This window comes from Agromyces rhizosphaerae (genome assembly GCF_027925245.1).
GTDB classification, from domain to species: domain Bacteria; phylum Actinomycetota; class Actinomycetes; order Actinomycetales; family Microbacteriaceae; genus Agromyces; species Agromyces rhizosphaerae.
Window position 1 is genome coordinate 2,935,551 of sequence record NZ_BSDP01000001.1, and the last position, 24,792, is coordinate 2,960,342.

General features: G+C 72.5%; 23 protein-coding genes, 1 tRNA gene and 1 other RNA gene. 10 read left to right on the top strand and 15 right to left on the bottom strand.

All coding sequences use genetic code 11. From position 1 onward, the window contains the following. Positions 1-206: 206 nt before the first annotated feature. Positions 207-576: a transfer-messenger RNA gene (gene ssrA / locus QMG39_RS13880) on the top strand. 72 nt (positions 577-648) lie between these two features. On the opposite strand, the gene QMG39_RS13885 is transcribed toward ssrA, so the two are convergent. From QMG39_RS13885 to QMG39_RS13900, 4 genes are all read right to left on the bottom strand, one after another. Continuing rightward, positions 649-1,479 (bottom strand): hypothetical protein, encoded by an 831-nt coding sequence (locus tag QMG39_RS13885; RefSeq protein ID WP_281885975.1) that lies wholly within the window; start codon positions 1,477-1,479, stop codon positions 649-651. Positions 1,480-1,579: 100 nt separating this feature from the next. Then, positions 1,580-1,843 (bottom strand): hypothetical protein, encoded by a 264-nt coding sequence (locus QMG39_RS13890; RefSeq protein WP_281885977.1) that lies wholly within the window; start codon positions 1,841-1,843, stop codon positions 1,580-1,582. 86 nt (positions 1,844-1,929) lie between these two features. Next, positions 1,930-2,496 carry a hypothetical protein gene (locus tag QMG39_RS13895; RefSeq protein WP_281885979.1) on the bottom strand — a complete coding sequence of 189 codons (567 nt, stop codon included), beginning with the start codon at positions 2,494-2,496 and terminating at the stop codon, positions 1,930-1,932. Positions 2,497-2,514: 18 nt separating this feature from the next. Continuing rightward, the gene (locus QMG39_RS13900) at positions 2,515-3,039 is read right to left on the bottom strand and encodes a septum formation family protein (protein WP_281885981.1); all 525 of its coding nucleotides are present in this window, start codon (positions 3,037-3,039) and stop codon (positions 2,515-2,517) included. A 164-nt stretch (positions 3,040-3,203) separates the two neighbouring features. Between QMG39_RS13900 and QMG39_RS13905 the strand changes: the two genes are divergently transcribed. After that, on the top strand, positions 3,204-3,881 hold the full coding sequence (locus QMG39_RS13905) for a Type 1 glutamine amidotransferase-like domain-containing protein (protein WP_281885983.1): 678 nt from the start codon (positions 3,204-3,206) through the stop codon (positions 3,879-3,881). Beyond that, a complete protein-coding gene (locus tag QMG39_RS13910; RefSeq protein ID WP_281885985.1) occupies positions 3,854-5,656 on the top strand; it encodes a pyruvate kinase in 1,803 nt (600 codons plus the stop codon). Before QMG39_RS13905 ends, QMG39_RS13910 begins: the two co-directional genes overlap by 28 nt. 60 nt (positions 5,657-5,716) lie before the next feature. On the opposite strand, the gene QMG39_RS13915 is transcribed toward QMG39_RS13910, so the two are convergent. Further along, the gene (locus QMG39_RS13915; RefSeq protein ID WP_281885987.1) at positions 5,717-6,640 is read right to left on the bottom strand and encodes an LLM class F420-dependent oxidoreductase; all 924 of its coding nucleotides are present in this window, start codon (positions 6,638-6,640) and stop codon (positions 5,717-5,719) included. Between the two features lie 46 nt (positions 6,641-6,686). Then, positions 6,687-7,529, bottom strand: a complete 843-nt coding sequence (locus tag QMG39_RS13920; RefSeq protein WP_281885989.1) for an inositol monophosphatase family protein — start codon at positions 7,527-7,529, stop codon at positions 6,687-6,689. Between the two features lie 139 nt (positions 7,530-7,668). On the opposite strand from QMG39_RS13920, the gene QMG39_RS13925 reads away from it, so the two are divergent. Further along, a tRNA-Lys gene (locus QMG39_RS13925) sits at positions 7,669-7,744 on the top strand. 59 nt (positions 7,745-7,803) lie between these two features. On the opposite strand, the gene QMG39_RS13930 is transcribed toward QMG39_RS13925, so the two are convergent. Then, complete coding sequence (locus QMG39_RS13930; protein WP_281885991.1) at positions 7,804-8,256, bottom strand: hypothetical protein; 453 nt, start codon at positions 8,254-8,256, stop codon at positions 7,804-7,806. 247 nt (positions 8,257-8,503) lie between these two features. On the opposite strand from QMG39_RS13930, the gene QMG39_RS13935 reads away from it, so the two are divergent. After that, positions 8,504-10,300, top strand: coding sequence for a DEAD/DEAH box helicase (locus QMG39_RS13935; RefSeq protein WP_281885993.1), 1,797 nt, complete (start codon positions 8,504-8,506; stop codon positions 10,298-10,300). Positions 10,301-10,594: 294 nt separating this feature from the next. Next, on the top strand, positions 10,595-11,101 hold the full coding sequence (locus tag QMG39_RS13940) for a hypothetical protein (RefSeq protein WP_281885996.1): 507 nt from the start codon (positions 10,595-10,597) through the stop codon (positions 11,099-11,101). Positions 11,102-11,136: 35 nt separating this feature from the next. Here the strand turns inward: QMG39_RS13940 and QMG39_RS13945 are convergent, their stop codons facing one another. The 7 genes from QMG39_RS13945 to QMG39_RS13975 form a co-directional block, all read right to left on the bottom strand. Next, complete coding sequence (locus QMG39_RS13945) at positions 11,137-12,294, bottom strand: RNA polymerase sigma factor (protein ID WP_281885998.1); 1,158 nt, start codon at positions 12,292-12,294, stop codon at positions 11,137-11,139. Further along, a complete protein-coding gene (locus QMG39_RS13950; protein WP_281886000.1) occupies positions 12,291-12,698 on the bottom strand; it encodes a YciI family protein in 408 nt (135 codons plus the stop codon). Before QMG39_RS13950 ends, QMG39_RS13945 begins: the two co-directional genes overlap by 4 nt. Before the next feature lie 139 nt (positions 12,699-12,837). After that, entirely contained in the window at positions 12,838-13,428 is a 591-nt protein-coding gene (locus QMG39_RS13955) for an energy-coupling factor transporter transmembrane component T family protein (protein ID WP_281886002.1), read from the bottom strand. After that, on the bottom strand, positions 13,425-14,105 hold the full coding sequence (locus tag QMG39_RS13960) for an energy-coupling factor ABC transporter ATP-binding protein (protein WP_281886004.1): 681 nt from the start codon (positions 14,103-14,105) through the stop codon (positions 13,425-13,427). The genes QMG39_RS13955 and QMG39_RS13960 overlap by 4 nt, the downstream gene beginning before the upstream one ends. 2 nt (positions 14,106-14,107) lie before the next feature. Then, positions 14,108-14,779, bottom strand: coding sequence for a biotin transporter BioY (locus tag QMG39_RS13965; protein WP_281886006.1), 672 nt, complete (start codon positions 14,777-14,779; stop codon positions 14,108-14,110). A gap of 123 nt (positions 14,780-14,902) precedes the next feature. Next, positions 14,903-15,322, bottom strand: a complete 420-nt coding sequence (locus QMG39_RS13970) for a hypothetical protein (RefSeq protein WP_281886008.1) — start codon at positions 15,320-15,322, stop codon at positions 14,903-14,905. A 100-nt stretch (positions 15,323-15,422) separates the two neighbouring features. Beyond that, on the bottom strand, positions 15,423-15,611 hold the full coding sequence (locus QMG39_RS13975) for a hypothetical protein (protein ID WP_281886010.1): 189 nt from the start codon (positions 15,609-15,611) through the stop codon (positions 15,423-15,425). A 98-nt stretch (positions 15,612-15,709) separates the two neighbouring features. Between QMG39_RS13975 and QMG39_RS13980 the strand changes: the two genes are divergently transcribed. From QMG39_RS13980 to QMG39_RS13990, 3 genes are read left to right on the top strand one after another with little or no spacing between them, the layout of a single operon-like run. Continuing rightward, positions 15,710-16,300: a TetR/AcrR family transcriptional regulator gene (locus QMG39_RS13980; protein WP_281886012.1), complete on the top strand. Its 591-nt coding sequence runs from the start codon at positions 15,710-15,712 to the stop codon at positions 16,298-16,300. A gap of 9 nt (positions 16,301-16,309) precedes the next feature. Next, entirely contained in the window at positions 16,310-19,207 is a 2,898-nt protein-coding gene (locus QMG39_RS13985; RefSeq protein WP_281886014.1) for an MMPL family transporter, read from the top strand. Continuing rightward, positions 19,204-21,432, top strand: coding sequence for a YhgE/Pip family protein (locus QMG39_RS13990; protein WP_281886016.1), 2,229 nt, complete (start codon positions 19,204-19,206; stop codon positions 21,430-21,432). Before QMG39_RS13985 ends, QMG39_RS13990 begins: the two co-directional genes overlap by 4 nt. 157 nt (positions 21,433-21,589) lie before the next feature. Here QMG39_RS13990 and QMG39_RS13995 read toward each other — a convergent pair whose 3' ends face one another. Next, on the bottom strand, positions 21,590-22,408 hold the full coding sequence (locus QMG39_RS13995) for a sugar phosphate isomerase/epimerase family protein (protein WP_281886018.1): 819 nt from the start codon (positions 22,406-22,408) through the stop codon (positions 21,590-21,592). Between the two features lie 184 nt (positions 22,409-22,592). On the opposite strand from QMG39_RS13995, the gene QMG39_RS14000 reads away from it, so the two are divergent. Further along, positions 22,593-24,758 (top strand): bifunctional alpha,alpha-trehalose-phosphate synthase (UDP-forming)/trehalose-phosphatase, encoded by a 2,166-nt coding sequence (locus tag QMG39_RS14000; RefSeq protein ID WP_281887294.1) that lies wholly within the window; start codon positions 22,593-22,595, stop codon positions 24,756-24,758. Positions 24,759-24,792 lie beyond the last annotated feature (34 nt).

The following is a 24,792-nucleotide window of genomic DNA, read 5'->3' on the forward strand; positions in this document are numbered from 1 at the left end:
GACGGTATGGGCGCAATGTGTTGATCGCATTACGTACGTGTGACGGGCTGGCGACGAGGCATCCGCCTGCTCTCGGCCGTGTCGGCGGTGCACAGGGAATGGCGCGGGATCCGGAGAGGTTGTATTCTGAAAGGCCGCGCACCCCTCGGGTCGCGGGATTGACAACTCCACAGCGTGCGACGACGACCCGCCATCCGGCGGCTCATGGGGATGATCGGTTTCGACATTGCCTGTGTGCCCACGAGAAGCGGGCCGAGGATGCAGAGTTATCTCGTAAACGCCCTCTGCACACCAATAACTGCCAATAAGAAGCAGTCCGACTTCGCCCTCGCTGCCTAAGCGAGCCCGATAGTCCGTCAGCCCGGGTGTGTTCCCGCCCCGGGTCCTGGCGTCATCTAGGGAACTCGCTGCGCGACGTCGCCTGAGCGTCGTGCGGGACTTTCCTCAGGCTGGGCCTGTCGACTTGGATGCCTGTGGCAAAGGTCGGGGCCGAGCAGAACGCCTTCACAGGCTGCGCCCGGAGAATGCGTGGAATCTCAGCGATGGACGGGGGTTCAATTCCCCCCATCTCCACCACCGGTCGTCGTCGCACGCTGCGGAGCCCTCGCTCGTCGGTCACACGGCGACGGATGCCCCGGACGACCGATCTCAGTCGCGCACGATCACGGTCGGAGACGGGTCCTCGAGTCCGTCGCGCAGTTCAACGCCGGTCCAGCGCACGGGCGCCTCGGCGAAGACCGGCCCGAGGATCTCCCACATCTCGTCCGCGTCGTCGCCGACGAAGTACAGCTCGTATCCGTGGTCGCCGATGTCGTTGCCGTCGATGCGGCCCGCACCGGCACGATTCAGGGCCGAGTCCGCCTCGAGCTCGGTCGGCAGGAGCGCGTCCATGAGCCCGAGGTCGAACTGCTCGTCGCCCTCGAACGAGACCACCACCCAGGCGCTCGCGTCGGCGGCGCCGGGGCCCGCACCGGCGAGGGTGCCCGTCGTCAGGCCCGCGGGGTCGAACACCATGCAGAGCACGCGACGGTCGTCGACCTCGTCCCAGCTCTCCACCGTCGGGGCGAAGTAGTACCAGTTGAGGGAGGACAGCGACCATTCGACCCCGACGAACGACTCGAAGGCCGCGTCGCACTCCGCCGCGACCATCGGGAACAACTCGTCGTCCGACGGCAACGACGTCGTGCCGAGGTCGAACTCGTGGAACGCCTCAGCCAGGTGCGGATCCGAGCACGGCATGACGGGCACCACGTCCACGATGCCGTCGGGGCCGAAGTCCCCGACGCAGTCGCCGACGAGCAGCTCGCTCGGCTGGCGCACCCCCGCCTCGGTGATCGGCTCGGGCGACGAGGGGAGCTCCACGACCCCGCCCGGCCGGAATGCGTCGGCGACCAGCGAGCAGCCGGCGAGCATCGCCACGGCCGACGCCGCCAGAGCGAACCGGCCGACCGCCCGAGCCAGCCGACCTCCGTCACGCACCCGGGCTCCGATCTCGATGGAGCCTGCAGCGTATCGGCCGGCCGCTCCCGTCGCCGGGATGTCCACAGGCACTCGGGCGGATGCCGCCGGGCGACCGCGCTCAGAGGCGATCGTCGAGCGGCACGTCGCCGTTCGGCGCCGTCTCCGGGTCGGGGACGCGGTCGTAGCGCCGGTACAGCGTCTGCCCCGGCATCGGGAGTCCCTGGGCGCGGGCCTGCGCCGCTGCGGACACCCAGCTGCCGCGCCGTTCCCAGGTCGCGCCGTCCCACCCGACGGCACCCTCCCCGTCGAAGTCGAGGTCGCGCACGTCCACGAGCGCGACCACGGCGCCGTCCATGAAGAGTGCCACCTGCTCGATCGCCATGCGCGGAGTGTACGTGCGCGGCTCGTCGCGCAGGTGAACAGCCGGTGGCGCGCGCCGGCGGCCGGCGTAGGCGGTTCAGCGGCCCTTCACTCGGATCCGAGCCCGCCCACCATCAGGAGGCTGCGCAGCCGTGCGCGATACGCTCCGACGCGGTCGTACGAGAGCCCGATCCGGTCGCCGACCTGGAACGCCTCGCTGCCGGACTTCGTGAGGCGTGCGTGGCTCTTCGCGTCGACGGTGTCCTGCCCGTGGACGACCAGGTTCCGCACCACGCCGACCTCCGAAGCTCCGGCGAGTCCGTCGACGACATCACTCCAGTCCCGACCTGCGTGGCCGAGGAGGCGCGTGCCCCAATCCTCCACGCCGGCGACGGTGCGCGAGTCGATGCCGAGCCGATCGAGGGCGGCCGCCTCCGCGAGCGCGTACGAGAGCACGAGGGACGCGGCCAGGACGGTGCGCTCGTCGTCGAGCGCCGCCAGATGCTCGGTGACGCGCACGGTGACCTTGCTGCCGTTCGGCTGCGCCTTCAGCTTCAGCTGCGACTTGTTGGTCAGGCTCAGGCCTTCCCAGAACGACCGCTCGCGATCCATGGCGATCCGCGTGCTGATGAGCGACCGGGTGAGCGCGCCCCAGCGGATCCAGATGTCCGTCATGCTCCCTGGCCCCCGTGACTAGATACCCGCGCCCTCGAGTGAGCCGGTGACCGGGCCGGTCGGGTCGTACACGAAGCACTGCACGACGCGGTCGCCGACCTCGTTCCATGACGTCTCGGTCGGGAAGACCGAGTACCAGTCGAGCACCGAGTCGACCCAGTCGACGCCGACGTACTCCGCGAAGGCGGCGTCGCACTCCTCGAGGGAGGCCTCGTCGATCACCTCGAGTTCGGGGTACGCGTCACCGGTCAGGTCGAACTCGTGCATGACCTCGTAGTCGTGCGGCTCGTCGCACGGCACGACGTCGATCTGGTCGATCTCGTCCTCGTCCGTGATGCCGCCGAGGCAGTCGCCGATGCGCACGTTCAGCACGTGCGTCTGGCCGCTCTCGACGACCTCCTGCGATTCCGCATCGCGCACGGGCGGCAGTTCGTAGCCCGTCGTGGCGGCCTCGATCAGGGCGCATCCGCTCAGCAGTGCCGCAACCGCAGTCGCTGCCGCGGCCGACGCGATCGCACGGGGGAGGGGACGTCGTGCGCGCACGCGGGGCTCCGATCTCGGGGTGGGCCTGAATGGTATCGACCGGGTGCGACGAGCGGGTGCTTCTCCACAGCGCCTCGCCGCTCCGTGCGCAGCGTCGTGCGTCACCGGCCGGTCGTACACTCGGAAACGGTCGAAGCACCTGCATCCGCCACCGAAGGGAACCGATGAAGCTGCTCCTCGCCTCTGCGGGCGTCACCAATCCGAGCATCCGGGGTGCGCTGGTGGAGATGCTCGGGAAGCCGATCTCCGAGGCATCCGCGCTCGCCATCCCGACCGCGAGCTGGGGGCACCCGTTCGTCGAACCGGCGCGGCCGTACGAGTTCATCAGCGGGCGGGAGCCGCGCACGCCCATGACCGAGCTGGGATGGAAGTCGGTGGGCGTGCTCGAGCTCACGGCGCTGCCGACGGTGGAGCGCGAGCGCTGGACGCGCTGGGTCGACGAGACCGACGTCTTCCTCGTGGGCGGCGGCGACGCCGTCTACCTGGCGCACTGGATGCGGGAGTCGGGCCTGGCGGACCTGTTGCCGACGTACGACGAGAAGGTCTGGGTCGGCCTCAGTGCGGGCAGCATGGTGATGACCCCGCGCGTCGGCTCCGAGTTCCTCGCGGGCGAGTCGATCACCGGTACCGACGAGACCCTCGGCGTCGTCGACTTCTCGATCTTCCCGCACCTCGAGCACCCCGAACTGCGCGAGAACACCATGGCCGCTGCCGAGAAGTGGGCCGAGCGGCTCGGGGGCCACGCCTACGCGATCGACGACGCGACGGCGATCAGGGTGGTCGACGGCGCGGTCGACGTGATCTCGGAGGGGACATGGCGGTACTTCCCGGCCGGCACGTGAGGACCGAGCGTCTGCGGACGCTGCGCGCGGAGGTCGCCGACCTGCGCGCGGCGGCGCTCGCGGCGGAGGCGGCCGAACGCGAGCGGATCGATGCGGTCGACCCGGTCCATCGCGGCGGCGCGACGAACCTGGTGCACTACCTCGCACTGCGGTCGCGCGACCTGCGTCCGCTGCAGGAGCGGCTCTCGGCCGAGGGGCTGTCGTCGCTCGGCCGCATGGAGGCGGGCGTGCTGCGCAACCTCGACGCGGTGCTGCGGATGCTCGGCGACGCGCTCGGCGAGCCGGACGACGCGCTCGGTGACGGCGACGCGCACGAGGCGCGGCTCTCCGCCAACGCGGCGGCCCTGCTGGGCGGACTCCCGGAGGATCGCACCACCCGGATCATGGTGACGCTGCCCTCCACCGCGGCGCACGACCCCGCCGAGGTGGCCGGGTTCGCCGAGGCGGGCATGGACCTCGCGCGCGTCAACTGCGCCCACGACGGCCCCGCCGCATGGGCGCGGATGGCCGCCAACGTGCGCGCCGCGGGCGCGGGCATCCCCGTCGCCATGGACCTCGCCGGGCCGAAGCTCCGCACGGGACCGATCGCCGCGGGGCCGCGCGTGATCCGCATCAAGCCCGAGCGCGACCAGCTCGGCCGGGTGCTGGCGCCGGCGCGAGTGCGGCTCGTCGCGCCGGGCGCGCCCGCAGGGCACGCCGGTACGCCGGAGGTGCCGGTCACGGATGCCGGCTGGCTGCGCCGCCGCGCACCGGGAGACTCCGTCCGGTTCACCGACACCCGCGGCCGCTCTCGTCGCCTGCACGTCGAGGAGCGCGACGGCAACTCGGTGGTGCTGCGAGGCGACCGTACCTCGTATCTCGCAACCGGCATGGTGCTCGCGGTCGAGGACGCACGGACCTCGGTCGGCGTGCTGCCGGCCGTCGTGCAGGCGCACCGCGTGCACCCCGGCGACACGATCACGCTCACCGCCGACCTGACGCCCGCCGAGCCGACGAGCGGCGACCGGCACCGCGTCGGCTGCACCCTGCCCGAGGCGTTCGCCACGCTCCGGCCCGGGCATCGCGTCGCGTTCGACGACGGCGCGATCGCGGGCGTCGTGCGCGAGGTCGGCGAGCGCAGCGCCGAGGTCGAGGTGACCCGCGCAGCGCCCGGGGGCACGAAGCTCCGCGCGGAGAAGGGCATCAACCTGCCCGACACCGACCTGCCGGTCTCCGCGCTGACCGCCGAGGACCGGGCCGCGCTCGATTCCGTGGTCGAGTTCGCCGACATCGTGCAGCTCTCGTTCGTGCGCAGCGAGGCCGACGTGCGCGAGCTGGCCGACGAGCTCGACGCGCGCGGCGCCGGCGACCTGGGCGTCGTCGTGAAGATCGAGACGACGCAGGGCTTCGCCGACCTGCCCGACATCTTCCTCGAGCTCATGCGCCGCCCGAAGGGCGGGGTCATGATCGCGCGCGGCGACCTCGGCGTCGAGGCCGGCTTCGAGCGGCTCGCCGAGCTGCAGGAGGAGATGCTCTGGCTCTGCGAGGCCGCGCGGGTGCCCGTGATCTGGGCGACCGAGGTGCTCGACACGCTCGCCGACACGGGCGTGCCGACGCGTGCCGAGGTGACGGATGCGGCGGCCGGCGACCGCGCCGAATGCGTCATGCTCAACAAGGGGCCCTACATCCCCGAGGCGATCCGCACGCTCGACGACATCTTCAGCCGCATGCACGGACACCTCGACAAGAAGCGGCCGCTGCTGCGGCGGCTGCGCTCGTTCCAGCGCGAGGACTGAGCGGGCGGCGCGGCCGGCCCGGGGGCATCCGCAGCCCCGGCAGTGCCCCGGATCGCGCGCTCAGCGCACGTGCGGCAGCACCTCGGCGGCGATGAGCTCCAGGTGGTCGAGGTCGGTCATGTCGATCGTCTGCAGGTAGACGCGCTCCGAGCCGAGCTCGCGCAGACGACCGAGCTTGTCGACGACCTGCTGCGGGGTGCCGGCGATGTTCACCCCGGCGAACGTCTCGGGGTCGCCGCCCGCCGCGAGCACCCGGCGTCGGTACTCCTCGTCGCTCGTCGCCACGACGGTCGGCAGCGCCGCCGAGTACTTCAGGTCGTCGGGGTCGCGCCCCTCCGCCTCGCAGGCGGCGCGCACGCGCGCGAAGTTCTCGGCGAGCTCCGCCTCGCTCACGAAGCCCCGGTTGAACTCGGTCGCGTACCGCGCGGCCAGCTGGGGGGTCTTGCGCGGCCCGCCCCCGCCGACGATGATCGGCACGCGGTGCTGCGCGGGCTTCGGCAGCGCGGGGGAATCGGCGAGCGTGTGGTGCTCGCCATCGAAGTGGAAGCGCTCGCCCACCGGGGTGCCCCACAGGCCGGTGACGATCTGCAGCTGCTCCTCGAGCAGCGCGAACCGGCGCTCGGGGAACGGCATGCCGTACGCGGCGTGCTCCGCCTCGAACCAGCCGGTGCCGAGGCCCAGCTCTACGCGGCCGCCCGACATCTGGTCGACCTGCGCGACCTGGATCGCGAGCACGCCCGGGTGCCGGTACGTCACCGACGACACGAGCGTGCCGAGCCGCACCCGCTCGGTCTCGCGGGCGAGGCCGGCGAGCGTGGTCCAGGCGTCGGTGGGTCCGGGGAGGCCGTCGTTCGGACCCATGGCGAGGTAGTGGTCGGATCGGAACCAGCCGTCGAAGCCGAGTCGCTCGGCCGCCTGCGCGTGCGCGAGCTGGGTGTTGTAGGTCGCGCCCTGCTGGGGCTCGGTGAAGACGCAGAATTCCATGGGTCCCTCTCGATCGGATGCCCCGTGCGGGGCGAGGATTCGCAGCTCAGCGCGGTTCGTGGCCGAGCACGCCGAGCACCTCGTCGTGCAGCAGGCCGTTCGTCGCGAGCGACGATCCGCTCCACGGTCCGGGCGTGCCGTCGATGCTCGTGAAGCGGCCGCCGGCCTCCTCGACGATGGGGATCAGCGCGGCCAGGTCGTAGACCTTCACGTCGAACTCGCCCGTGATGTCGATGAGCCCGTCGGCGAGCAGCATGTACGACCACATGTCGCCGTACGCGCGATCGCGCCAGACGCGCCCCTGCAGGTCGAGCAGCCGCTCGAGGTAGCCGGCGTCGCGCCACTGGGCGAGGCTCTGGAAGCTGAGCGACGCGTCGGCGAGATCGGCGACCTGCGACACGTGCATGCGCCGGGGTGCTCCCGACGCGGATGCCTCGGGGTCGCCGTCGACCGCGTGGCCACGCTCCGCGTCGGACGAGAACGTCCACGCGCCCGACCCGGCGGCGGCCCACCAGCGGCGGCCCATCGCGGGCGACGAGACGACGCCCACGACCGGCACGTCGTCGACCGCGAGCGCGATGAGCGTCGCCCACACCGGTACCCCGCGCAGGAAGTTCGCGGTGCCGTCGATCGGATCGATGATCCAGCGCCGCGTGCTCGAGCCCTCGGTGCCGTACTCCTCGCCGATCACGCCGTCGTCGGGGCGCTCGGCCGCGAGGTGCTCGCGGATGGCGCGCTCGACCGCGAGGTCGGCCTCGGTGACGGGGGAGCGGTCGGGCTTGGTCTGCACGTCGAGGTCGACGGCGCGGAACCGCCGGAGCGAGACGCGGTCGGCGATCTCGGCGAGTTCGAGGGCGAGTGCGAGGTCGTCGGCGTGTGGTGCGGTCACCCGTTCAGGCTATCGAGCGGGTGCCCGTGACGCACTCGTCACGGTCGCGCGACGCGCCGCGGGCCTCGATTGGCGCGAAGGGGGTTCGTGATGCTACCGTTGACCCTCGGTTCGAGATGCGAAATGCTCGGATCGGAACGCACCTCTAGCTCAATCGGCAGAGCAACTGACTCTTAATCAGTGGGTTCAGGGTTCAAGTCCCTGGGGGTGCACCAGCGAAGCCCGGTCAGACGCCTGACCGGGCTTCCGTCGTCTCCGGCAGGTGACGCGAGCACTACACGTCGAGTTGCGCCTCGCCGGCGCTCGGCCCGCTCGCGAGCAGGCGCACGACGCCGTCGGGCAGGGTGGCCCCGACGTGGTCGGGGAGCACGACCGGGTACAGCTCCATCTCGAGGCTGCTGCCGGGCGCGCCGAGCGGACCGATCTGCACGGTGTGCTCGAGGCCCCCGCCGCCCGAGGTCGGCGTGATGTTCTGGCCGGTCCACTCGCCCGTGTAGTAGTCGCCGTGGAGTGAGAACGTGACGGAGACGAGCTGTCCGTAGTGCTGGTTGTCGCCGAAGCTCGGGTCGAGGCCGACGGCGACGCGGAGCGTGTCGACCTCCGTCGTCGGCTGTCGTCCCGCCGCCAGGCGCAGCGTGAGCTGCCAGAGCGAGACGGATGCCGCGGCGGTGGGTACGGCCCCGGCCACCACGATGGCCGGGGCCGTCCAGGCGGCCGTTCGAAGCACGGATCTCCTCGACGGACCGCGGGTGCGGCGGTCCGGTCCGGTCGGAGTCTGGTGCACGTGTTGCATGGTGGAACCTCGGCCGCGGGCGTCGGTGGCGACACCGCGGTTGCTTCCCGAACCTGTCACATGGCGCGAAACGGAGGGAAGTCGTCACTTCGGGGGACACGGCCCTCGGCGTCCGGATGGTTCGTCGCGCTCGCCGGGCCCGCTACCGGCGTCGTCACAGGCGTGAGGACTACCCTGAAGCGTGACCTCAAGCGACTCCCACGTCGAGGCAGCGGCTCCAGAAGAGCCGGCCGCGACCACGTTCTCCGACCTCGGACTCGACGGCGAGGTGCTGAAGGCACTCGACGACGTCGGCTACGAGACCCCGTCCGCGATCCAGGCGGCCACCATCCCCACGCTGCTGAGCGGTCGCGACGTCGTCGGACTCGCCCAGACCGGTACCGGCAAGACCGCCGCGTTCGCGCTGCCGATCCTCGCCCGCCTCGACGTCTCGCAGAAGCAGCCGCAGGCGCTCGTGCTGGCGCCGACGCGCGAGCTCGCGCTGCAGGTCTGCGAGGCGTTCGAGAAGTACGCCGCGCGCATGCGCGGCGTGCACATCCTGCCCGTCTACGGCGGCCAGGGCTACGGCGTGCAGCTGTCGGCGCTGCGCCGCGGCGTGCACATCGTGGTCGGCACGCCGGGCCGCATCATGGACCACCTCGACAAGGGCACGCTCGACCTCTCCGAGCTCAAGTACCTCGTGCTCGACGAGGCCGACGAGATGCTCAAGATGGGCTTCGCCGAGGACGTCGAGACGATCCTCGCCGAGACGCCCGACGACAAGCAGGTCGCGCTGTTCTCGGCGACCATGCCCGCCGCGATCCGTCGCATCTCGCAGCAGTACCTGAACCTCCCCGAGGAGATCACGGTCAAGGCGAAGACGCAGACCTCGGCGAACATCACCCAGCGCTACCTGGTCGTCTCGTACGCCCAGAAGGTCGATGCGCTCACCCGCATCCTCGAGGTCGAGAACTTCGAGGGCATGATCATCTTCGTCCGCACGAAGAACGTCACCGAGGAGCTCGCCGAGAAGCTTCGCGCCCGCGGCTACTCGGCGCAGGCGATCAACGGCGACGTGCCGCAGGCGCAGCGCGAGCGCACGGTGAACCAGCTCAAGCAGGGCAAGCTCGACATCCTGGTGGCGACGGATGTCGCGGCGCGAGGCCTCGACGTCGAGCGCATCAGCCACGTGGTGAACTTCGACATCCCGACCGACAGCGAGCCGTACGTGCACCGCATCGGCCGCACGGGCCGCGCCGGCCGCACCGGCGACGCGATCAGCTTCGTGACCCCGCGTGAGCGCGGCCTGCTGAACCGCATCGAGAAGGCGACCCGCCAGCCGATCGAGCAGATGCAGCTGCCGAGCGTCGACGACGTCAACGTGACCCGGCTGACCCGCTTCGACGACCGCATCACCGCGGCGCTCGAGCAGCACGAGCGCATCGACGGGTTCCGCGACATCATCGCCCACTACGTGCGACACCACGACGTGCCCGAGGCCGACGTCGCCGCGGCGCTCGCCGTGGTCGCCCAGGGCGACTCGCCCCTGCTCATGGAGCCCGAGCCCGAGCGGCCCCGGCGCGAGCGCGACGACCGGCCGGCGCGCGACCGCGACGAACGCGGTCAGCGTCCCCGACGCGGGAGCGGCAAGCCGATGGAGACTTACCGCATCGCGGTCGGCAAGCGGCACCGCGTGGAGCCCCGCCAGATCGTCGGCGCGCTCGCCAACGAGGGCGGCCTGCAGCGCGACGACTTCGGCGCCATCCAGATCCGCCCGGCGTTCTCGCTCGTCGAGCTGCCCGCCGACCTGCCCGGCGACGTGCTCGACCGGCTCTCGGGCACGCGCATCTCGGGCAAGCTCATCGAGCTGCGCCCCGACACGGGCGCGCCCAAGCGTCGCGACCGCGACGACCGCGGGCCGCGCCGCGACCGGGACGACCGCGCACCCCGTCGCGACCGCGACGACCGGCCGCCGCGCAAGCCCCGCCACAAGGGGTAGTCGTGCCGGGGCCCGGGCGAGGCCTGCAGGTCGTCGGTCCGCCCGGGCGAGCCCCCGAGCGGGCGCAGTAGACCACCACATCGTGGATCTGCACAGGGGGTCGACAGCGCCTCGTCCGCGGCGTAGCCTCCCCTAATCCGTAGCCCCCGTCTACGAAGTTCCGCGCACCCGAACCACCGCGCGGCCGACGGAAGGCCGGGAGTGCGCGCAACATCAGGTGATGGTCCATTTCGTGGACCGTCGAGAAGGACTGTCAACTCGGGACTGGCATGGACGGTTCCGTCGCTCCTCGTCGTGGCGAGCGTTCCGTCGTACGCCGCGTCGGTCGGTCCTCCGATCATCAGCGTCGGAGGAGCCTGCAAGCTGCCCGGCGCGTCGTGCTCGGACGTCTTCACCAACGGCTACGTCTTCGAGGTGTCCGTCACGAACACGACGAACGAGACGATCTGGCTGTACAACCAGCCCGGCTACATGATCGTCGTCACGGACGACAGTCCCGACATCGACCTCTTCTTCCAGGCTGCGGTGAACGGAGTGACGGGACTCGTCGTGACGTTCCCCGCCGAGCTCACTCCGGGCGCCTCGGTGACCGTCATCCTGAACGCGGGGAGCAACGGCGACGCGGGGAACATCGCCGACATCCAGGGGACGATCAGCGTTCCATGGGGCAACACGCCCGGTCCGACCGATCCTGTCCCGCCTCCCGCCGTGGCCGGATTCACCGCCCCCGGAACTCCACCGATCCAGAGTCCTGACTGCAGCATCACGCTGCCGCCGAACTGCGGCACGCAGCCCGGCTGAGTCCGGTCACCACCCGTTGCTCGCAGGTCGACCGCTCAGGCATCCGGTTCGCGAGCCGCGTGCAGGCGCGCAGCCTGACGCAGCAGGTGCTCCTGCTCGAGCGAGCTGGTCGCGCGACGGGCGGCCTCGTCGTACTCCGCCGCGGCCGCCTCGACGTCGCCCGTGCGCTCCAGCAGGTACGCGCGGGCCGCGTGGAAGCGCGGCAGGTCCGGATCGAGCGGCTCGAGCGCGGCGAGTCCCGCGCGGGGCCCTTCGGCCTCGCCGACGGCGATCGCGCGGCCGAGTCGCACCACGGGGGAGTCGGCGAGGCGGACGAGCTCGTCGTACCACTCGACGACCTGCACCCAGTCGGTCTCGGCTGCCGTCGGGGCATCCGCGTGCAGCGCGGCGATCGCGGCCTGCGCCTGGTACTGCCCGAGCCGGTCGCGTGCGAGCGCCGCCTGCAGGATGTCGATGCCCTCGGCGATCGCCTCGACGTCCCACCGCGAACGGTCCTGCTCGGCGAGCGGCACGAGCCGGCCGTCGACCACGCGTGCGGCCCGCCGCGCATGGTGGAGCAGCATGAGGCTCAGCAGGCCCCGCACCTCGGGCTCGTCGGTGAGGAGCGCGAGCTGTCGCGTTACGCGGACCGCCTCGACGGCGAGGTCGATCTCGCCCGAGTAGCCCTCGTTGAACAGCAGGTAGAGCACCCGCAGCACGCGCGACAGGTCGCCGGGCTGATCCAGCGGGACGCCCGCGAGGCGCTGCTTCGCGCGGCTGATGCGCTGCGCCATCGTCGGTTCGGGCACGAGGAAGGCGTCGGCGATCTGCCGCGTGGTGAGGCCTGCGATGGCCCGCAGCGTGAGCGCGATCGCCGACGTCGGCGAGAGCGACGGATGCGCGCAGAGGAAGTAGAGCCGCAGGGTGTCGTCGTGGTGCGACGCGGGGCCGGGCTCGGGCTCCGCGGCGATGCGCTCCTCGCGCGCCGACCGCGCCGCGTCGCTGCGCGCCTGGTCGAGGAACGCCCGCCACGCGGTGGTGACGAGCCACGCGCGCAGGTCGCGCACCGAGGCGGGGTCGGTGCGTTCGAGCGCGCGCACGAGCGCGGTCTGCACGGCATCCTCGGCCGACGCGAAATCCGCCCCGCGCCGGACGAGGATGGCGACGACCCCGGGGATCGACGCCCGCAGCGCCTCAGCGTCCCATGCGGTCATGGAGCCTCTGCGGGCGGCGCGCCCATCACCTCGCGCAGCTCCAGCCACTCGCCGAGCGGGTCGCCGCCGGCCCACGGCGCGGCCGACAGCGCCGAGGCGAGCGCGAGTGCGCGATCGTAGCTGTCGACCTCGACGAGCATCCATCCCGCGATGAGGTCCTTCGTCTCGGCGAAGGGTCCGTCGACCACCGGCGGGCGGCCCTCCCCGTCGAAGCGCACCCACGAACCGCCCATTGCGAGGCCCTCCGAGGAGACCAGCTCGCCGGAGGCGATGAGCCGCTGCTCCATGTCGCCCATGTAGGCGATGTGCGCCGCCCACTCGTCGGCCGTGAGCTGGTCCATCGGCACGCTGTTCAGCGCGGGCCGCCCGCCGCGGTAGTGCTTGAGCATCAGGTACTTCGGCATGTCTGCCTCCCGTTCGGTGCGGCCCATTCTGGCCGCTTCACCGGGGAGACGGAACCGGCGTGCCGTTCTCGACATCTTTCGGCGGATGCGGCGATCTGACCGCTCGCGGAGTCGCCGGCGTCGGAGGCCGGGCGGATGCTCAGTCGTCGTAGCCGCGAGCGACGAGCGCCTCGCCGAACGCGTCGGCGGTGCGTAGCGAGCGCACGATCACGGGCACCGCGATCGCCCGCAGCGACCCGCCGGCCCCCCGGGCGCGCCGCGCGTCGAGCACGTCGCGCACGATCGCGGCGAGCAGCGGCACGCAGCGGATCGTGAGCGCGAGCACCAGGCCGACTCGCTCCGCGTCGATCCACGGCACGCGTCGCAGCGCGGCCTGCACCGTGTCGAGCAGTGCCTCGACCCGGGTGGTCATGGTGAAGACGGCGGCGAGGGTCACGGCCGTGAGGATGCGCAGCGCCATCGCGGCCGCATCCGTCCAGGTGCCGAAGAACGCGTGCACCGGCACCGCGACCGCGAGCAGCCAGAGCACCGGTGCCACCTGGCGCGCCGCCTCCCGCAGGGGCAGGCGCGCGAGCGGCACGAGCGCGCATGCGAGCGCGAACGCCACGGCGAGCCAGACCGGATCGCGCAGCACCGCGACCACCGTGACCGTCACGGCCAGCAGCGCGAGCTTCACGCCCGGCCGCATCCGATGCAGCACCGAGGTGCCCGGCACCGCGAAGCCGATCACGCGACCACCTCGCGGTAGGCGTCGAGCGCCACGGCCGGCACGTCGTCGGCGACGATGCGCCCGGCGTCGACGACGAGCACCCGGTCGAACCCGGCCAGCGCGTCGAGGTGGTGGGTGACCATCACGAGCTGCTGGGGGAGCGCGGCGAGGTGCTCGCCGACGATGCGCGCGTTGCGCGCGTCGAGCAGGGTCGTCGGCTCGTCGGCGACGAGCACCGCGGGGCGCGCCACCAGCACCGCCGCGAGCGCGAGGAGCTGCTTCTGCCCGCCCGACAGCCGGTGCGCGGGCCGGTCGGCGAGGTCGGCGAGCCCGAACGACGCCAGCGCCTCGTCGACGCGCGCGGTCACCTCGTCGGCCGGCAGCCGGTGCCGGCGCAGGGTGAACGCGACGTCCTCGCGGACGGTCGGCATGACGATCTGGTTGTCGGGATCGGTGAAGACGAAGCCCACTCGGCGGCGCACGTCGCGGCCGTGCCGGGCGACGTCGAGGTCGTCGACGAGCACGCGTCCGGCGGTCGGCCGCACGAGCCCGTTGACCATGCGCGCCAGGGTCGACTTGCCCGACCCGTTCGCGCCGACGATGCCGATGCGGCGCTCGGTGAGCCGGAGCGAGACGTCCTCGAGCACGGGCACGTCGCCGAAGCGGTGCCCGACGCGGTCGAAGACGATCTCGGCCATGCTCACGAGCGGTCGTCGCGGTCGGCAGGCGGTGCGTAGGCCTGGTCGTCGGAGCCTTCCGGAGCGGCGTCGGCACCCGCATCCGTCCCGTCCGTCGCCGTCGCCCACGGCCACGGCTTCGGCTCGATGAGGCCCGGCCAGGCGCGGTGCACGGCGGCGGCGACGAGCACCGTCGCGACGACCTTGATGAGGTCGCCCGGGATGAACGCGAGCGCACCGAGGGCTGCGACGTCGAGCGGGATGCCGACCGAGACGGCCGTCCACGGGATGCCGATCAGGTAGATCGCGACGATGCCGCCGATCGCGGTGACGAGCAGCGCGGGCAGGATGCGGTAGCGGGGGAGCAGGCGCGCGGTGCACCAGCCGATGACGAACGCGCCGAGGATGAAGCCGAGCAGGTAGCCGCCGGTCGGGCCGACGAACACGCCGAGGCCGCCGCGCCCGCCCGGCAGGATGGGCAGGCCGATCAGCGCGAGCACGACGTAGGTGGTGACCGCGAGCGTGCCCTTGCGCGGCCCCAGGATCGCGCCGGCGAGCATGACGCCGAGCGTCTGCAGCGTGATCGGCACGCCGAGCGACCCGATCGGGATGGCGCCGGGCAGGCTGAGCCCGGCGATGAGGGCGGCGAACACCGCGATCTGGGCGAGATCGCGGACGGTGGAGCGTGCAGGCATGTGCGTGTCCCGTCGGTCGGATGGATCGGCGGTTCTCACGTTATGCAGCGCCGGAGGGGCCGCGCGCGGATGCCCGTACAAAAACCGGGCCCGGAATTTTCACGCGCGCCCGGCGCGCGGTCGCTACGCGGCGTCGGCGGCCGCGAGCTCGTCGGCGGAGACCGGCGTGATGTCGGCCACGACGTCGGCTGCAGCGGCATCCGTCGGGTCGGCCCAGACGACGAGCGGCTCGGGCGTCCAGCTCAGCGCCATCTCGCTCGTGGCCGCCGCGTGCTCGGCGTCGCCGGTCGAGTGGGCGTCGGCCTGCGTGGCGAGGATCTCGCGGGTCAGCTCGGCGGCGATCTGGTGGGTCACCATCGCACGGAAGATGCCGTCGGTGTCGTCGTCGGTGCGGCGGACGAGGGTCCAGTCTCCGGATGCGCCGATGAACTGCGCGAGGCGCGCGTTCAGGAGGTCGAAGACCTGCTCACCCGTGAGGGTGATCTGCTTCGGCGCCTCGGCGGCAGCGGCTCGCGCCTTGCGGCGCCGACGGCGGCGGAACATGCGGGCCCCTTCCGGGAGTGGATCGACTGCTGCACCAAGTCTGGTACGCGCGACGCGTGCCCCACCCCCGACACGCCGCCCCCTGTGGACGGCGGGAGGGTCAGTCCTCGATCTCCTCGAGCGCGTACTCCTCGGCGACCGTGCCGATCGCGATGGCGAGGCTCGCGCCCCACGCCACCCACATGAGCAGCAGGCGCCAGTCCCTCGGTCCGCTGGCGGTCGCGCGCACCACCCCGATGCCGCTGAGGAGCGAACTGATCACTGCACCGCTGAAGAGGTACTTGCGCATGCGCCCACGCTACCGCGATGTGTCGCGAGGCTGAGAGCAACCTTGGAATCCGTGGGAACGGTTCCGTCCTGACCGATCGGTCAGCCTACGCTGCTGTGGTGACCTCGACGACGCCCGCGGCCCGCAACCGGCCGAGCGACGAACTGCGCCTCGCGGCGCTGCGCAACTTCGCTGCCAACGGGTTCGCCGGCGCGTCCCTGCAGCAGATCGCCGACGACGCCGGGTACGCGAAGTCGAGCGTGCTGTACCACTTCGGGTCGAAGGAGGCGCTGCTCGAGGCGGGGATCTCGCCCGCGCTCGAGGCGCTCGAGCAGGTGATCGACGAGCTCGTGGCATCCGACCTCACCGCAGGAGACTGGGTGCGCTTCCGCGAGCGGTTCATCGAGATGCTGCTCGCGCACCGGCTGGAGGTCTTCACCTTCATCAACCACCGGTCGTCGTTCGCCGGCGCGCCCGTCTGCACGCGCACCGACGCGGTCATCCGGCGGCTGACCGACCTCATCTTCGCCCAGCGGCCGAGCACCGAGGAGCGCCTGCGCTTCGGCATCGCGCTCGGCGGGGCCGCATACGCCCTCGTCGCGGGCATGACCTACCGCGACGAGGCCGACTTCGCCGAGGACGACGTGGTCCGGCAGGCGCTCAACCGCATCGTCGGCGAACTGCTCGAACCCGTCACCGCACAGCGATAAGGACACACCGTGGCACTGCTCCTCCACCGTCTCGGCCGCTTCTCGTACCGCCGTGCCTGGCTCGTCATCGTCGGCTGGGTGGTCGTGCTCGGCGCGCTCGTCGGCGGCGGCTTCGGCCTCGGCGGGCAGCTGCAGGAGTCGTACGCGATCCCCGGCACCGAGTCGCAGGACGCGCTCGACACGCTCGAGGCGGTGTTCCCGCAGACCGCCGGCGCCTCGGCGAACGCGATCGTGCAGGCGCCCGAGGGCGGCATCGTCGAGAGCGAGCCGTACCGGTCCGCGATCGAGGAGATGGCCGACGAGCTCGAGGGGCTCGAGGGCGTCGCCTCGGCGACGAGCCCGTTCGACGAGTACGCGGGCAACGCGGTCTCGGGCGACGGGCGCACCGCCTACATCCAGGTGCAGTTCGACGGCCAGGTCACCGACGTGACCGAGGCGCAGATCGAGGCCGTCACCGACACCGCGACGATCGGCGAGGAGGCCGGCCTGCTGGTCGCGTTCGGCGGCGACGTGTTCCAGGAGACCGAGTTCGGGCTGACCATCACCGAGGCGTTCGGCGTGATCTTCGCCGCGGTCGTGCTCGTGGTCACGTTCGGCTCGCTGCTCGCGGCGGGCATGCCGCTGCTCAGCGCGCTCGTCGGCGTCGGCGTCTCGTTCGGCGGCATCTCGATCGCCGCCGCGTTCACGACGGTGTCGAGCACCGCGCCGATGCTCGCGGTCATGATCGGGCTCGCGGTCGGCATCGACTACTCGCTGTTCATCCTGTCGCGCCACCGCACCCAGCTCGCGCGCGGCGCCGACCCCGAGGACTCCGCGGCCGAGTCGGTCGCGACCGCGGGCGGCGCGGTGGTGTTCGCCGGCCTCACCGTGATCATCGCGCTGCTCGGTCTGCTCGTCGTGGGCATCCCGTTCCTGTCGGTCATGGGCCTGTCGGCCGCGCTCGCCGTGCTCGTCGCGGTGCTCTGCGCGGTCACCCTGCTGCCTGCGGTCATGGGACTCGCCAGGGGGCGGCTCGCGCCGAAGCCGGGCGGGCGCACGGCCCGGCGCGCGATCGCAGCCGACGAGGGTGGTTCGCGCCCGATGGGTCGTCGCTGGGTCGACGCGGTGCTGAAGGCGCCCGTGGTGGCGGCGCTCGCGGTTGTCGGCGTGCTGGGCGTCGCGGCAGCGCCCGCGCTGAGCCTCGACCTGAACCTGCCCACGAGCGGATCGGAGCCCGAGACCTCGCCGGTGCGCGAGGCGTACGACCTCATGGAGGACGGCTTCGGTCCCGGCTACAACGGACCGCTGGTCATCACCGTCGACATCACCCAGACCACCGATGTGTTCGACGACCTCGACGCGATCGGCGCGCGCCTCGAGCGCCTCGACGGCGTCGAGTACGTGGCCGACGGCATCCCGAACGAAACCGTCGACACCGCCATCATCCGCGTGATCCCGGAGACCGCTCCCGACGACCCCGCGACCAAGGCGCTGGTCGAGTCCATCCGTGAGCTCGGCCCCGAGATCGAGGCCGACTACGGCACGCCGATCGCGGTGACCGGCTACACCGCGGTCTCGATCGACATCTCCAACCGTCTCTCCGACGCGCTGATCCCGTTCGCGCTGATCGTCGTCGGGCTGTCGGTGCTGCTGCTCATGGTCGTGTTCCGGTCGGTCTTCGTGCCGCTCACCGCCGCGCTCGGGTTCCTGCTCTCGGCCTTCGCCGCGATCGGCGCCACGGTGGCGATCTTCCAGTGGGGGTGGTTCGCCGACCTGCTGCACATCGAGCCCGGCCCGATCCTGAGCTTCCTGCCGATCATCCTGATGGCGGTGCTGTTCGGCCTCGCCATGGACTACCAGGTGTTCCTCGTCTCGGGCATGCGGGAGGAGTACGTGCGCACCGGCCGGCCGCGGCAGTCGGTCGTGCACGGCTTCCAGCACGCCGCACGGGTCGTCACGGCGGCCGCGCTCATCATGTTCTTCGTCTTCTTCGCGTTCGTGCCCGAGGGCTCGGGCGTGATCAAGGGCATCGCCTTCGCGCTCGCGGTCGGTGTGGCGTTCGACGCGTTCCTCGTGCGCATGACCCTGGTGCCCGCGGCCATGGCGCTCGCAGGCAGGGCCGCGTGGTGGCTTCCCGCGCCGCTCGCGAGGCTGCTGCCCGACGTCGACATCGAGGGCGAGGGGCTGCGGCTCCACCTCGACGACGCGAGCTGGGCCGCGCGCGACGGTGGCGCCATCGGGGCATCCGCGGCCGTCTTCGGGCTGGCCGACGAGCCGATCGGACCGATCGACCTGCACGTGGCCGAGGGCGGCGTGCTGCACGTGACCGGCACCCCCGGGTCCCGGCGCATCGTCGGTGCGACCCTCGCGGGACGGCTCGACCCGGTGGACGGCCGCCTGCACGTGCTCGGCGCCCCGTTGCCGTCGGATGCCTCGCGGGTGCTGCGCCGAGTGGCGCTCGTCGACCTGCCCGGCGCCGCCGTGGACGGCGACCGCACGGTGCGCGAGGTGGTCGCCGAGCGCGCCGAGGCGGCCGCCCCGTGGTGGCGCCTGACCACGCCCCGGTCGGCCGTGGACCGCGCGCTCGACCGGCTGCACGGCGCGGGCGTCGAGCTCCACCCGGATGCCCCGCTGGCGAGCCTCGACCCGGTCGCCCGCGCGGCGGTGCAGGTGACGGCGGCGCTCGCCGAGCGCCCCGCCGTGCTCGTCGTCGAGCAGGACGACGCGGTGCCGGCAGCCCGCCACGCCGAGTGGGCCGAACTGCTCGACCGGCTGCTGCCCGTCGACGTCACCCTCGTGCTCACGGGCCCGGCGGACACCGCCGACGCGGTGCCGACGCGACGCGCGCGCCGCGACCTCGACCTCTTCTCCATTGACACCGACGCGCCCGGCGCGTCCGCGCACGACCGGAAGGCCGGCCTCCGATGACCACCAGACTCGACGCAACCCTCGGCCGCACGCCCGCCCAGCGCCGCACCCGCCTCGCGGTCGCCATCGCCGCCATCGTCGCCGTGCCGCTCGCCGTCGCGGGGCTCGTGACCGCCGCCATCGCCGGCGGGGACGACCAGCTCGAGGCGATCCCCGCCGTGGTCGTGAACAACGACGAGTTCGTCACCATGACCGATGCCGACGGCGAGGAGCAGATGCTGCTCGCGGGCCGGCTGCTCGTGACCGAGCTGACCGGACCAGACGTCGTCGGGTTCGACTGGACCATCTCGAACGACGAGGAGGCCGCCGACGCGCTCGCCGACGGCGAGGCGTACGCCGTGCTGACGATCCCCGCCGACTTCTCGGCCTCGGTCGCCACGATCTCGGGCGACGACCCGGTGCAGGCCGAGCTCGCCATCGTCACCGACGACGCGCACGCGTACCTCACCGGTTCGGTCGCGCAGTCCGTGGGCGATGCCATGTCGGGCGCCTTCGGACGCGAGATCACCGAGCAGGTGCTCGCCGGGCTCTACGGCGGGCTGCAGACCTCCGCCGACGCGATCGGCGAGGCGGCCGACGGCGCGACGCAGCTCGCCGACGGCGTGGACGACCTCGCGGGCGGACTCGACGGCCTCGCCGGGGGCGCCACCGCCACCGCCGACGGCATGTCGGCGACGGCCGACGGCGCCGCCGCGACCGCGTCGGGCGCGGGCGAGATCGCCGGCGGCGTCGGCGGGCTCGCGACCGGGCTCGACCAGCTCGCCGCGGGCGTCGGTTCCGCATCGACGGGCGCCGCGGACGCGGCATCCGGCGCGTACGCGTATGCCGACGGCGTGGCGTTCTACGCGTCGGGCGTCGACGAGGTGGCCGCCGGCGCGGGGGCCTTCTCGGCCGGGCTGTCCGATCCCGCGACGGGTCTCGACGGGCTGACCGCCGGCGTCACGAGCTACGTCGGCGGGGTGAGCGACGCAGCCGACGGGTTCGGCATGCTCGCGCCCCAGCTCGAGGCGGTGCTCGCCGCCGCCGACGCGGCGGGCGTGCCCGGTGCCGCGCAGCTCATGGGTGCGCCCACCGCGACCGCGCAGGGTCTCGACGCGCTCGTCGTGGCGGGGGAGACCGGCACGCCGACCCAGCCCGGCCTGATCCCCGGCACGGCAGCCGCGGTGGGCGCGACCCAGGCGGGTGCCGCAGACCTCGCCGACGGTGCAGCACAGGTCTCCGCCGGCTCCGACGAGGTGACGGGCGGCGCGAACGAGCTCGCCGCCGGCGTCGACGGGCTCGCGGCGGGGCTCGCCCAGCTGTCGATCGCGTCGACGGATGCCGCGGGCGGTGCCTCCGCACTCGCGGGCGGCGCGTTCGCGCTCGCCGACGGTGCGAGCCAGCTCGCGGGCGGCGCGACGCAGCTCGCCGACGGCGCCCGCCAGATCGCGGACGGCACGAGCGGCGCGGCATCCGGTGCCTCGGAGCTCTCGAACGGTGCCGGCGCGCTGGCCGAGGGGCTCACCGAGGGGGCCGACGAGGCCGCCGCAGCCGCCGACATCGACGCCGAGCAGGCGGCCGCCGTGGTCGCGGAGCCCGTCGTGATGACCGCCGAGCGCGCCAACCCGATCGGCTCGGTCGGCGAGGCCGTCGGCATGTTCTTCGTGCCCGTGGGGCTCTGGGTCGGCGCCCTCGCGCTCTTCCTGATCTTCCGCCCGGTGACCGCCGCCGAGCTGCGCAGCACCGCGCCCACGGGGCGCATCGTCTTCCGCGGGCTCGCGCGGGCCGGCCTCATCGGGCTCGCCCAGGCGGTCGTCGCGACCGTGCTGCTGCACGTGTCGCTCGGCGTGACGTGGTCGACGCTGCCGCAGACGCTCGCGTTCGCGGGACTCGTGGCACTCGTGTTCACCGCGCTGCACGCGTTCCTCGCGACCTGGCTCGGGCGCATCGGCATGATCGTGTCGCTCGTGCTGCTCGCGGTGCAGCTGCTCGCGTCGGGCGGGCTGTTCCCCGTCGAGATCCTCAGCGCGCCGTTCCAGGCGATCAGCCCGTTCCTGCCGCTCACCTGGGCGGTCGCGGGCATGCAGGCGATCGTCTCGGGCGTCGGCGGGTCGGCCGTGGCGGTGCCGGCGCTGATCCTCGCGGCGTTCGGCGTGTTCGCGGTGATCGGCTCGCTCGCGCTCGTCGCACGCCGCCGCGGGGCGCGCTCGTTCGGCTTCGCCTCGGCGTCCCTCGCCGACCGCTGACGCGGGTGGGTCACTTTTCAGGAGCGGTGGCGACTGCCGCGTCGCATCGGTGCGGCGGGGTCCTCGGTGGCGCCGGATGCGTGCGGAATCGGTCCAGCAGCGACCAGTCGTTGCGCCGGCGCGCCGCGGGTTCCTGAAAAGCGACGGGTCTCCCGCGTCAGGCGGGGTCGGGAACCGGCTCGGATGCCACGGCGGTGTGCTCGCGCGCGAAGTCGAGGGTCTCGCGCAGCAGCTGCATCCGCTCGTCCTCGTTCCGGGCCTTGCGGGTGTTGACTTCCGCCGCGATCTGTCCGTCCCAGCCCGCGTCCGCGAGATCGCGCAGCGTCTCGGCGACCGGCTGCGTGCCGCGGCCCGGCAGCAGGTGCTCGTCGAAGATGCGGCCGTCGTCGCTGCTGCCCGAGCCGTCGCACAGGTGGATGTGGCGCAGGCGCCCGCCCACCTCGCGGGCGAACTCGCGCGAGTCGACGCCCGCGAGCGAGGCGTGCGAGAAGTCGAGCGTGATCGCGTCGCAGTCCATCGCCCGGGGATCGGGCCCCGGCGCGTAGGCCTTCATGTTCCGCCCCGCGACGCGCCACGGGAACATGTTCTCCACGGCGATGTGCACGCCGTACTCCTCGGAGGTCTCGCGGACGATCTGGAGGAACTGCTCGGCGTAGCCCGCCTGCCAGCGGAAGGGCGGATGCACCACCACGGTGTCCGCCCCGGTGTCCCGCGCGAGCGCGGCCGTGCGCTCGAGTTTCACCCGGGGGTCGCGCCCCCACACGAAGTGCGTGAGCAGCAGCACGGGCGCGTGGATCGACATGACCGGCAGCCCGTGCGCGTCGGCGAGTGCGAGCAGCGCGGCGGCATCCTGCGTGGTCTCCTCCTGCGTGACCATGATCTCGATGCCGTCGAAGCCGACCTCGGCGGCCTCGCGGAATGCGGCCGCGGGCGGGAGAGGGTAGACGCACGTGGTGCTCATGCCGATCGGGATCATCAGCCGCAGTGTGGCAGGTCCGTGTGAACGGCGTGTGACGCCCGGGCGCACGCGTGGAGAAGCTGCGCGAACGGCCGACTGTTAGCCTGTGGGCGAAGTCACGAGGCGGTTCGACGAGCCGCGCGGAAGGAACACCTGCGTGAACCAGCAGCCCGACCAGACCCATCCCGACGACGTGTACTCGATGGTCATCGTGTCGAACCGGCTGCCGGTCGACTACGACGAGCAGCCTGACGGCACGCCGGGGTGGAAGACCTCGCCGGGCGGACTGGTCACCGCGCTCGAGCCCATCATGCGGGCCGCCGACGGCGCCTGGGTCGGCTGGGCCGGCGTCGCCGACCGCGAGTTCGCGCCCTTCGAGAACGACGGCATCTCGATCGTGCCCGTGCCGCTCAGCGAGGACGAGATCCAGGAGTACTACGAGGGCTTCTCGAACGACACCCTCTGGCCGCTCTACCACGACGTCATCGCGCCGCCCACGTACCACCGCGAGTGGTGGGACGCGTACGTGCGGGTCAACCGCCGCTTCGCCGAGGCCGCCGCGCGCGCCGCCGACGAGGGCGCGACCGTGTGGGTGCAGGACTACCAGCTGCAGCTCGTGCCGAAGATGCTGCGCGAGACGCGGCCCGACCTCGTGATCGGGTTCTTCAACCACATTCCGTTCCCCGCATACGGCATCTACTCGCAGCTGCCGTGGCGACGGCAGGTGATCGAGGGCCTCCTCGGCGCCGACGTCATCGGGTTCCAGCGACAGGCCGACGCGGGCAACTTCCAGCGGGCGGTGCGCCGGCTGTACGGCTACACGACCCGCGGCGCGGTCGTCGAGGTGCCCGAGGGCGACGACGTGCGCCGGGTGATCGCCCGCCACTTCCCGATCTCGATCGACGCCGAGGGCTTCGAGCAGCTCGCGCGGCGCCCCGACGTGCAGGCGCGCGCGAAGGAGATCCGCGAGGGCCTCGGCAACCCGAAGACCGTGATGCTCGGCGTCGACCGGCTCGACTACACGAAGGGCATCCGGCACCGGCTGAAGGCGTTCGGCGAGCTGCTGCGCGACGGCCGGCTGAGCGTGTCGGATGCCTCGCTGGTGCAGGTCGCGAGCCCGTCGCGCGAGCGCGTCGAGACCTATCGCCAGCTCCGCGACGAGATCGAGCTGACCGTGGGCCGGCTGAACGGCGACTACTCCACCATCAGCCACCAGGCGATCGCGTACCTGCACCACGGCTACCCGCGCGAGGAGATGGCGGCGCTCTACCTGGCCGCCGACGTGATGCTCGTGACTGCGCTGCGCGACGGCATGAACCTCGTCGCGAAGGAGTACGTCGCCTCGCGCTTCGACGAGGACGGCGTGCTCGTGCTCAGCGAGTTCGCCGGCGCCGCCGACGAGCTGCGCCAGTCGGTGCTCGTCAACCCGCACGACATCGAGGGGCTGAAGGACGCGATGGTGGCCGCGGCCGAGATGCCGCGCAAGGAGCGGGCGAGGCGGATGCGGGCGCTGCGACGCCGCGTGCGCGACTACGACGTGGCCCGCTGGTCCGCCGACTTCCTCGAGACCCTCACGGGCAACGCGACGATCCGCCCCGGCGTGCGCGACGACCTCGGCCGGGCGCTCGCGCGCCTCGCGGCCACCGAGCGGCTGCTGGTCGCCCTCGACTTCGACGGCACGCTCGCGCCGCACGTCGACGTGCCCGACGACGCCCGCGCCTCGGACGGGGCCAAGCGATCGATCGAGCGACTCCTCGAGGCGAAGGACACCGCGGTGGCATACGTCTCGGGGCGCGCGATCGACAGCCTCCGGCACGTCTCCGACCCGCACGACGACGTGCTGCTCGCCGGCTCGCACGGCGTGGAGCTGCAGTTCGCAGGCGGCGAGGGCGCGCTCGACCTCCACGAGACGGAGATCGCCGACCTGCACGCGCTCTCGAAGATCCTGGACGAGGTGGTCGACTCCGCACCCGGCGCCTGGGTCGAGCGCAAGCCCGCGGGCCTCGCACTGCACACGCGCAAGCTCAGCACCTCGGCGGGGGAGAAGGCGCAGCGCGCCGCCCGCACGAAGGTGAAGCAGGAGCTGCCCGAGCTCACGCTCCGCGAGGGCAAGAACGTGCTGGAGTTCGCCGTGCGGTCGAGCACCAAGGGCGACGCGATCGCCCGGCTGCGCCAGCACACCGGTGCGACCGCGGTGCTCTACGTGGGCGACGACGTGACCGACGAGGACGGCTTCGCCGCGCTCGAGCCGGGCGACGTCGGGGTGAAGGTCGGCCAGGGACGCACGTTCGCCCGGTACCGCGTGCGCGGCACCGATGACGTCGACCGCCTGCTCGAGATGCTCGCCGAGCTCCGCGCCGCGCGCTGAGGCCGCGGGCGGGCGCGATTCGAGGCATCCGCTG

Excerpts from the sequence above, each read along its gene's own strand:
- QMG39_RS13890 (WP_281885977.1), bottom strand. The coding sequence starts at position 1,843 with ATGGCGATCGAGCAGGTGGCACTCTTCATGGACGGCGCCGTGGTCGCG.
- QMG39_RS13895 (WP_281885979.1), bottom strand. The coding sequence starts at position 2,496 with ATGACGGACATCTGGATCCGCTGGGGCGCGCTCACCCGGTCGCTCATC.
- QMG39_RS13905 (WP_281885983.1), top strand. The coding sequence starts at position 3,204 with ATGAAGCTGCTCCTCGCCTCTGCGGGCGTCACCAATCCGAGCATCCGG.
- QMG39_RS13910 (WP_281885985.1), top strand. The coding sequence starts at position 3,854 with ATGGCGGTACTTCCCGGCCGGCACGTGAGGACCGAGCGTCTGCGGACG.
- QMG39_RS13915 (WP_281885987.1), bottom strand. The coding sequence starts at position 6,640 with ATGGAATTCTGCGTCTTCACCGAGCCCCAGCAGGGCGCGACCTACAAC.
- QMG39_RS13945 (WP_281885998.1), bottom strand. The coding sequence starts at position 12,294 with ATGACCGCATGGGACGCTGAGGCGCTGCGGGCGTCGATCCCCGGGGTC.
- QMG39_RS13950 (WP_281886000.1), bottom strand. The coding sequence starts at position 12,698 with ATGCCGAAGTACCTGATGCTCAAGCACTACCGCGGCGGGCGGCCCGCG.
- QMG39_RS13960 (WP_281886004.1), bottom strand. The coding sequence starts at position 14,105 with ATGGCCGAGATCGTCTTCGACCGCGTCGGGCACCGCTTCGGCGACGTG.
- QMG39_RS13965 (WP_281886006.1), bottom strand. The coding sequence starts at position 14,779 with ATGCCTGCACGCTCCACCGTCCGCGATCTCGCCCAGATCGCGGTGTTC.
- QMG39_RS13970 (WP_281886008.1), bottom strand. The coding sequence starts at position 15,322 with ATGTTCCGCCGCCGTCGGCGCCGCAAGGCGCGAGCCGCTGCCGCCGAG.
- QMG39_RS13975 (WP_281886010.1), bottom strand. The coding sequence starts at position 15,611 with ATGCGCAAGTACCTCTTCAGCGGTGCAGTGATCAGTTCGCTCCTCAGC.
- QMG39_RS13990 (WP_281886016.1), top strand. The coding sequence starts at position 19,204 with ATGACCACCAGACTCGACGCAACCCTCGGCCGCACGCCCGCCCAGCGC.
- QMG39_RS13995 (WP_281886018.1), bottom strand. The coding sequence starts at position 22,408 with ATGATCCCGATCGGCATGAGCACCACGTGCGTCTACCCTCTCCCGCCC.
- QMG39_RS14000 (WP_281887294.1), top strand. The coding sequence starts at position 22,593 with ATGGTCATCGTGTCGAACCGGCTGCCGGTCGACTACGACGAGCAGCCT.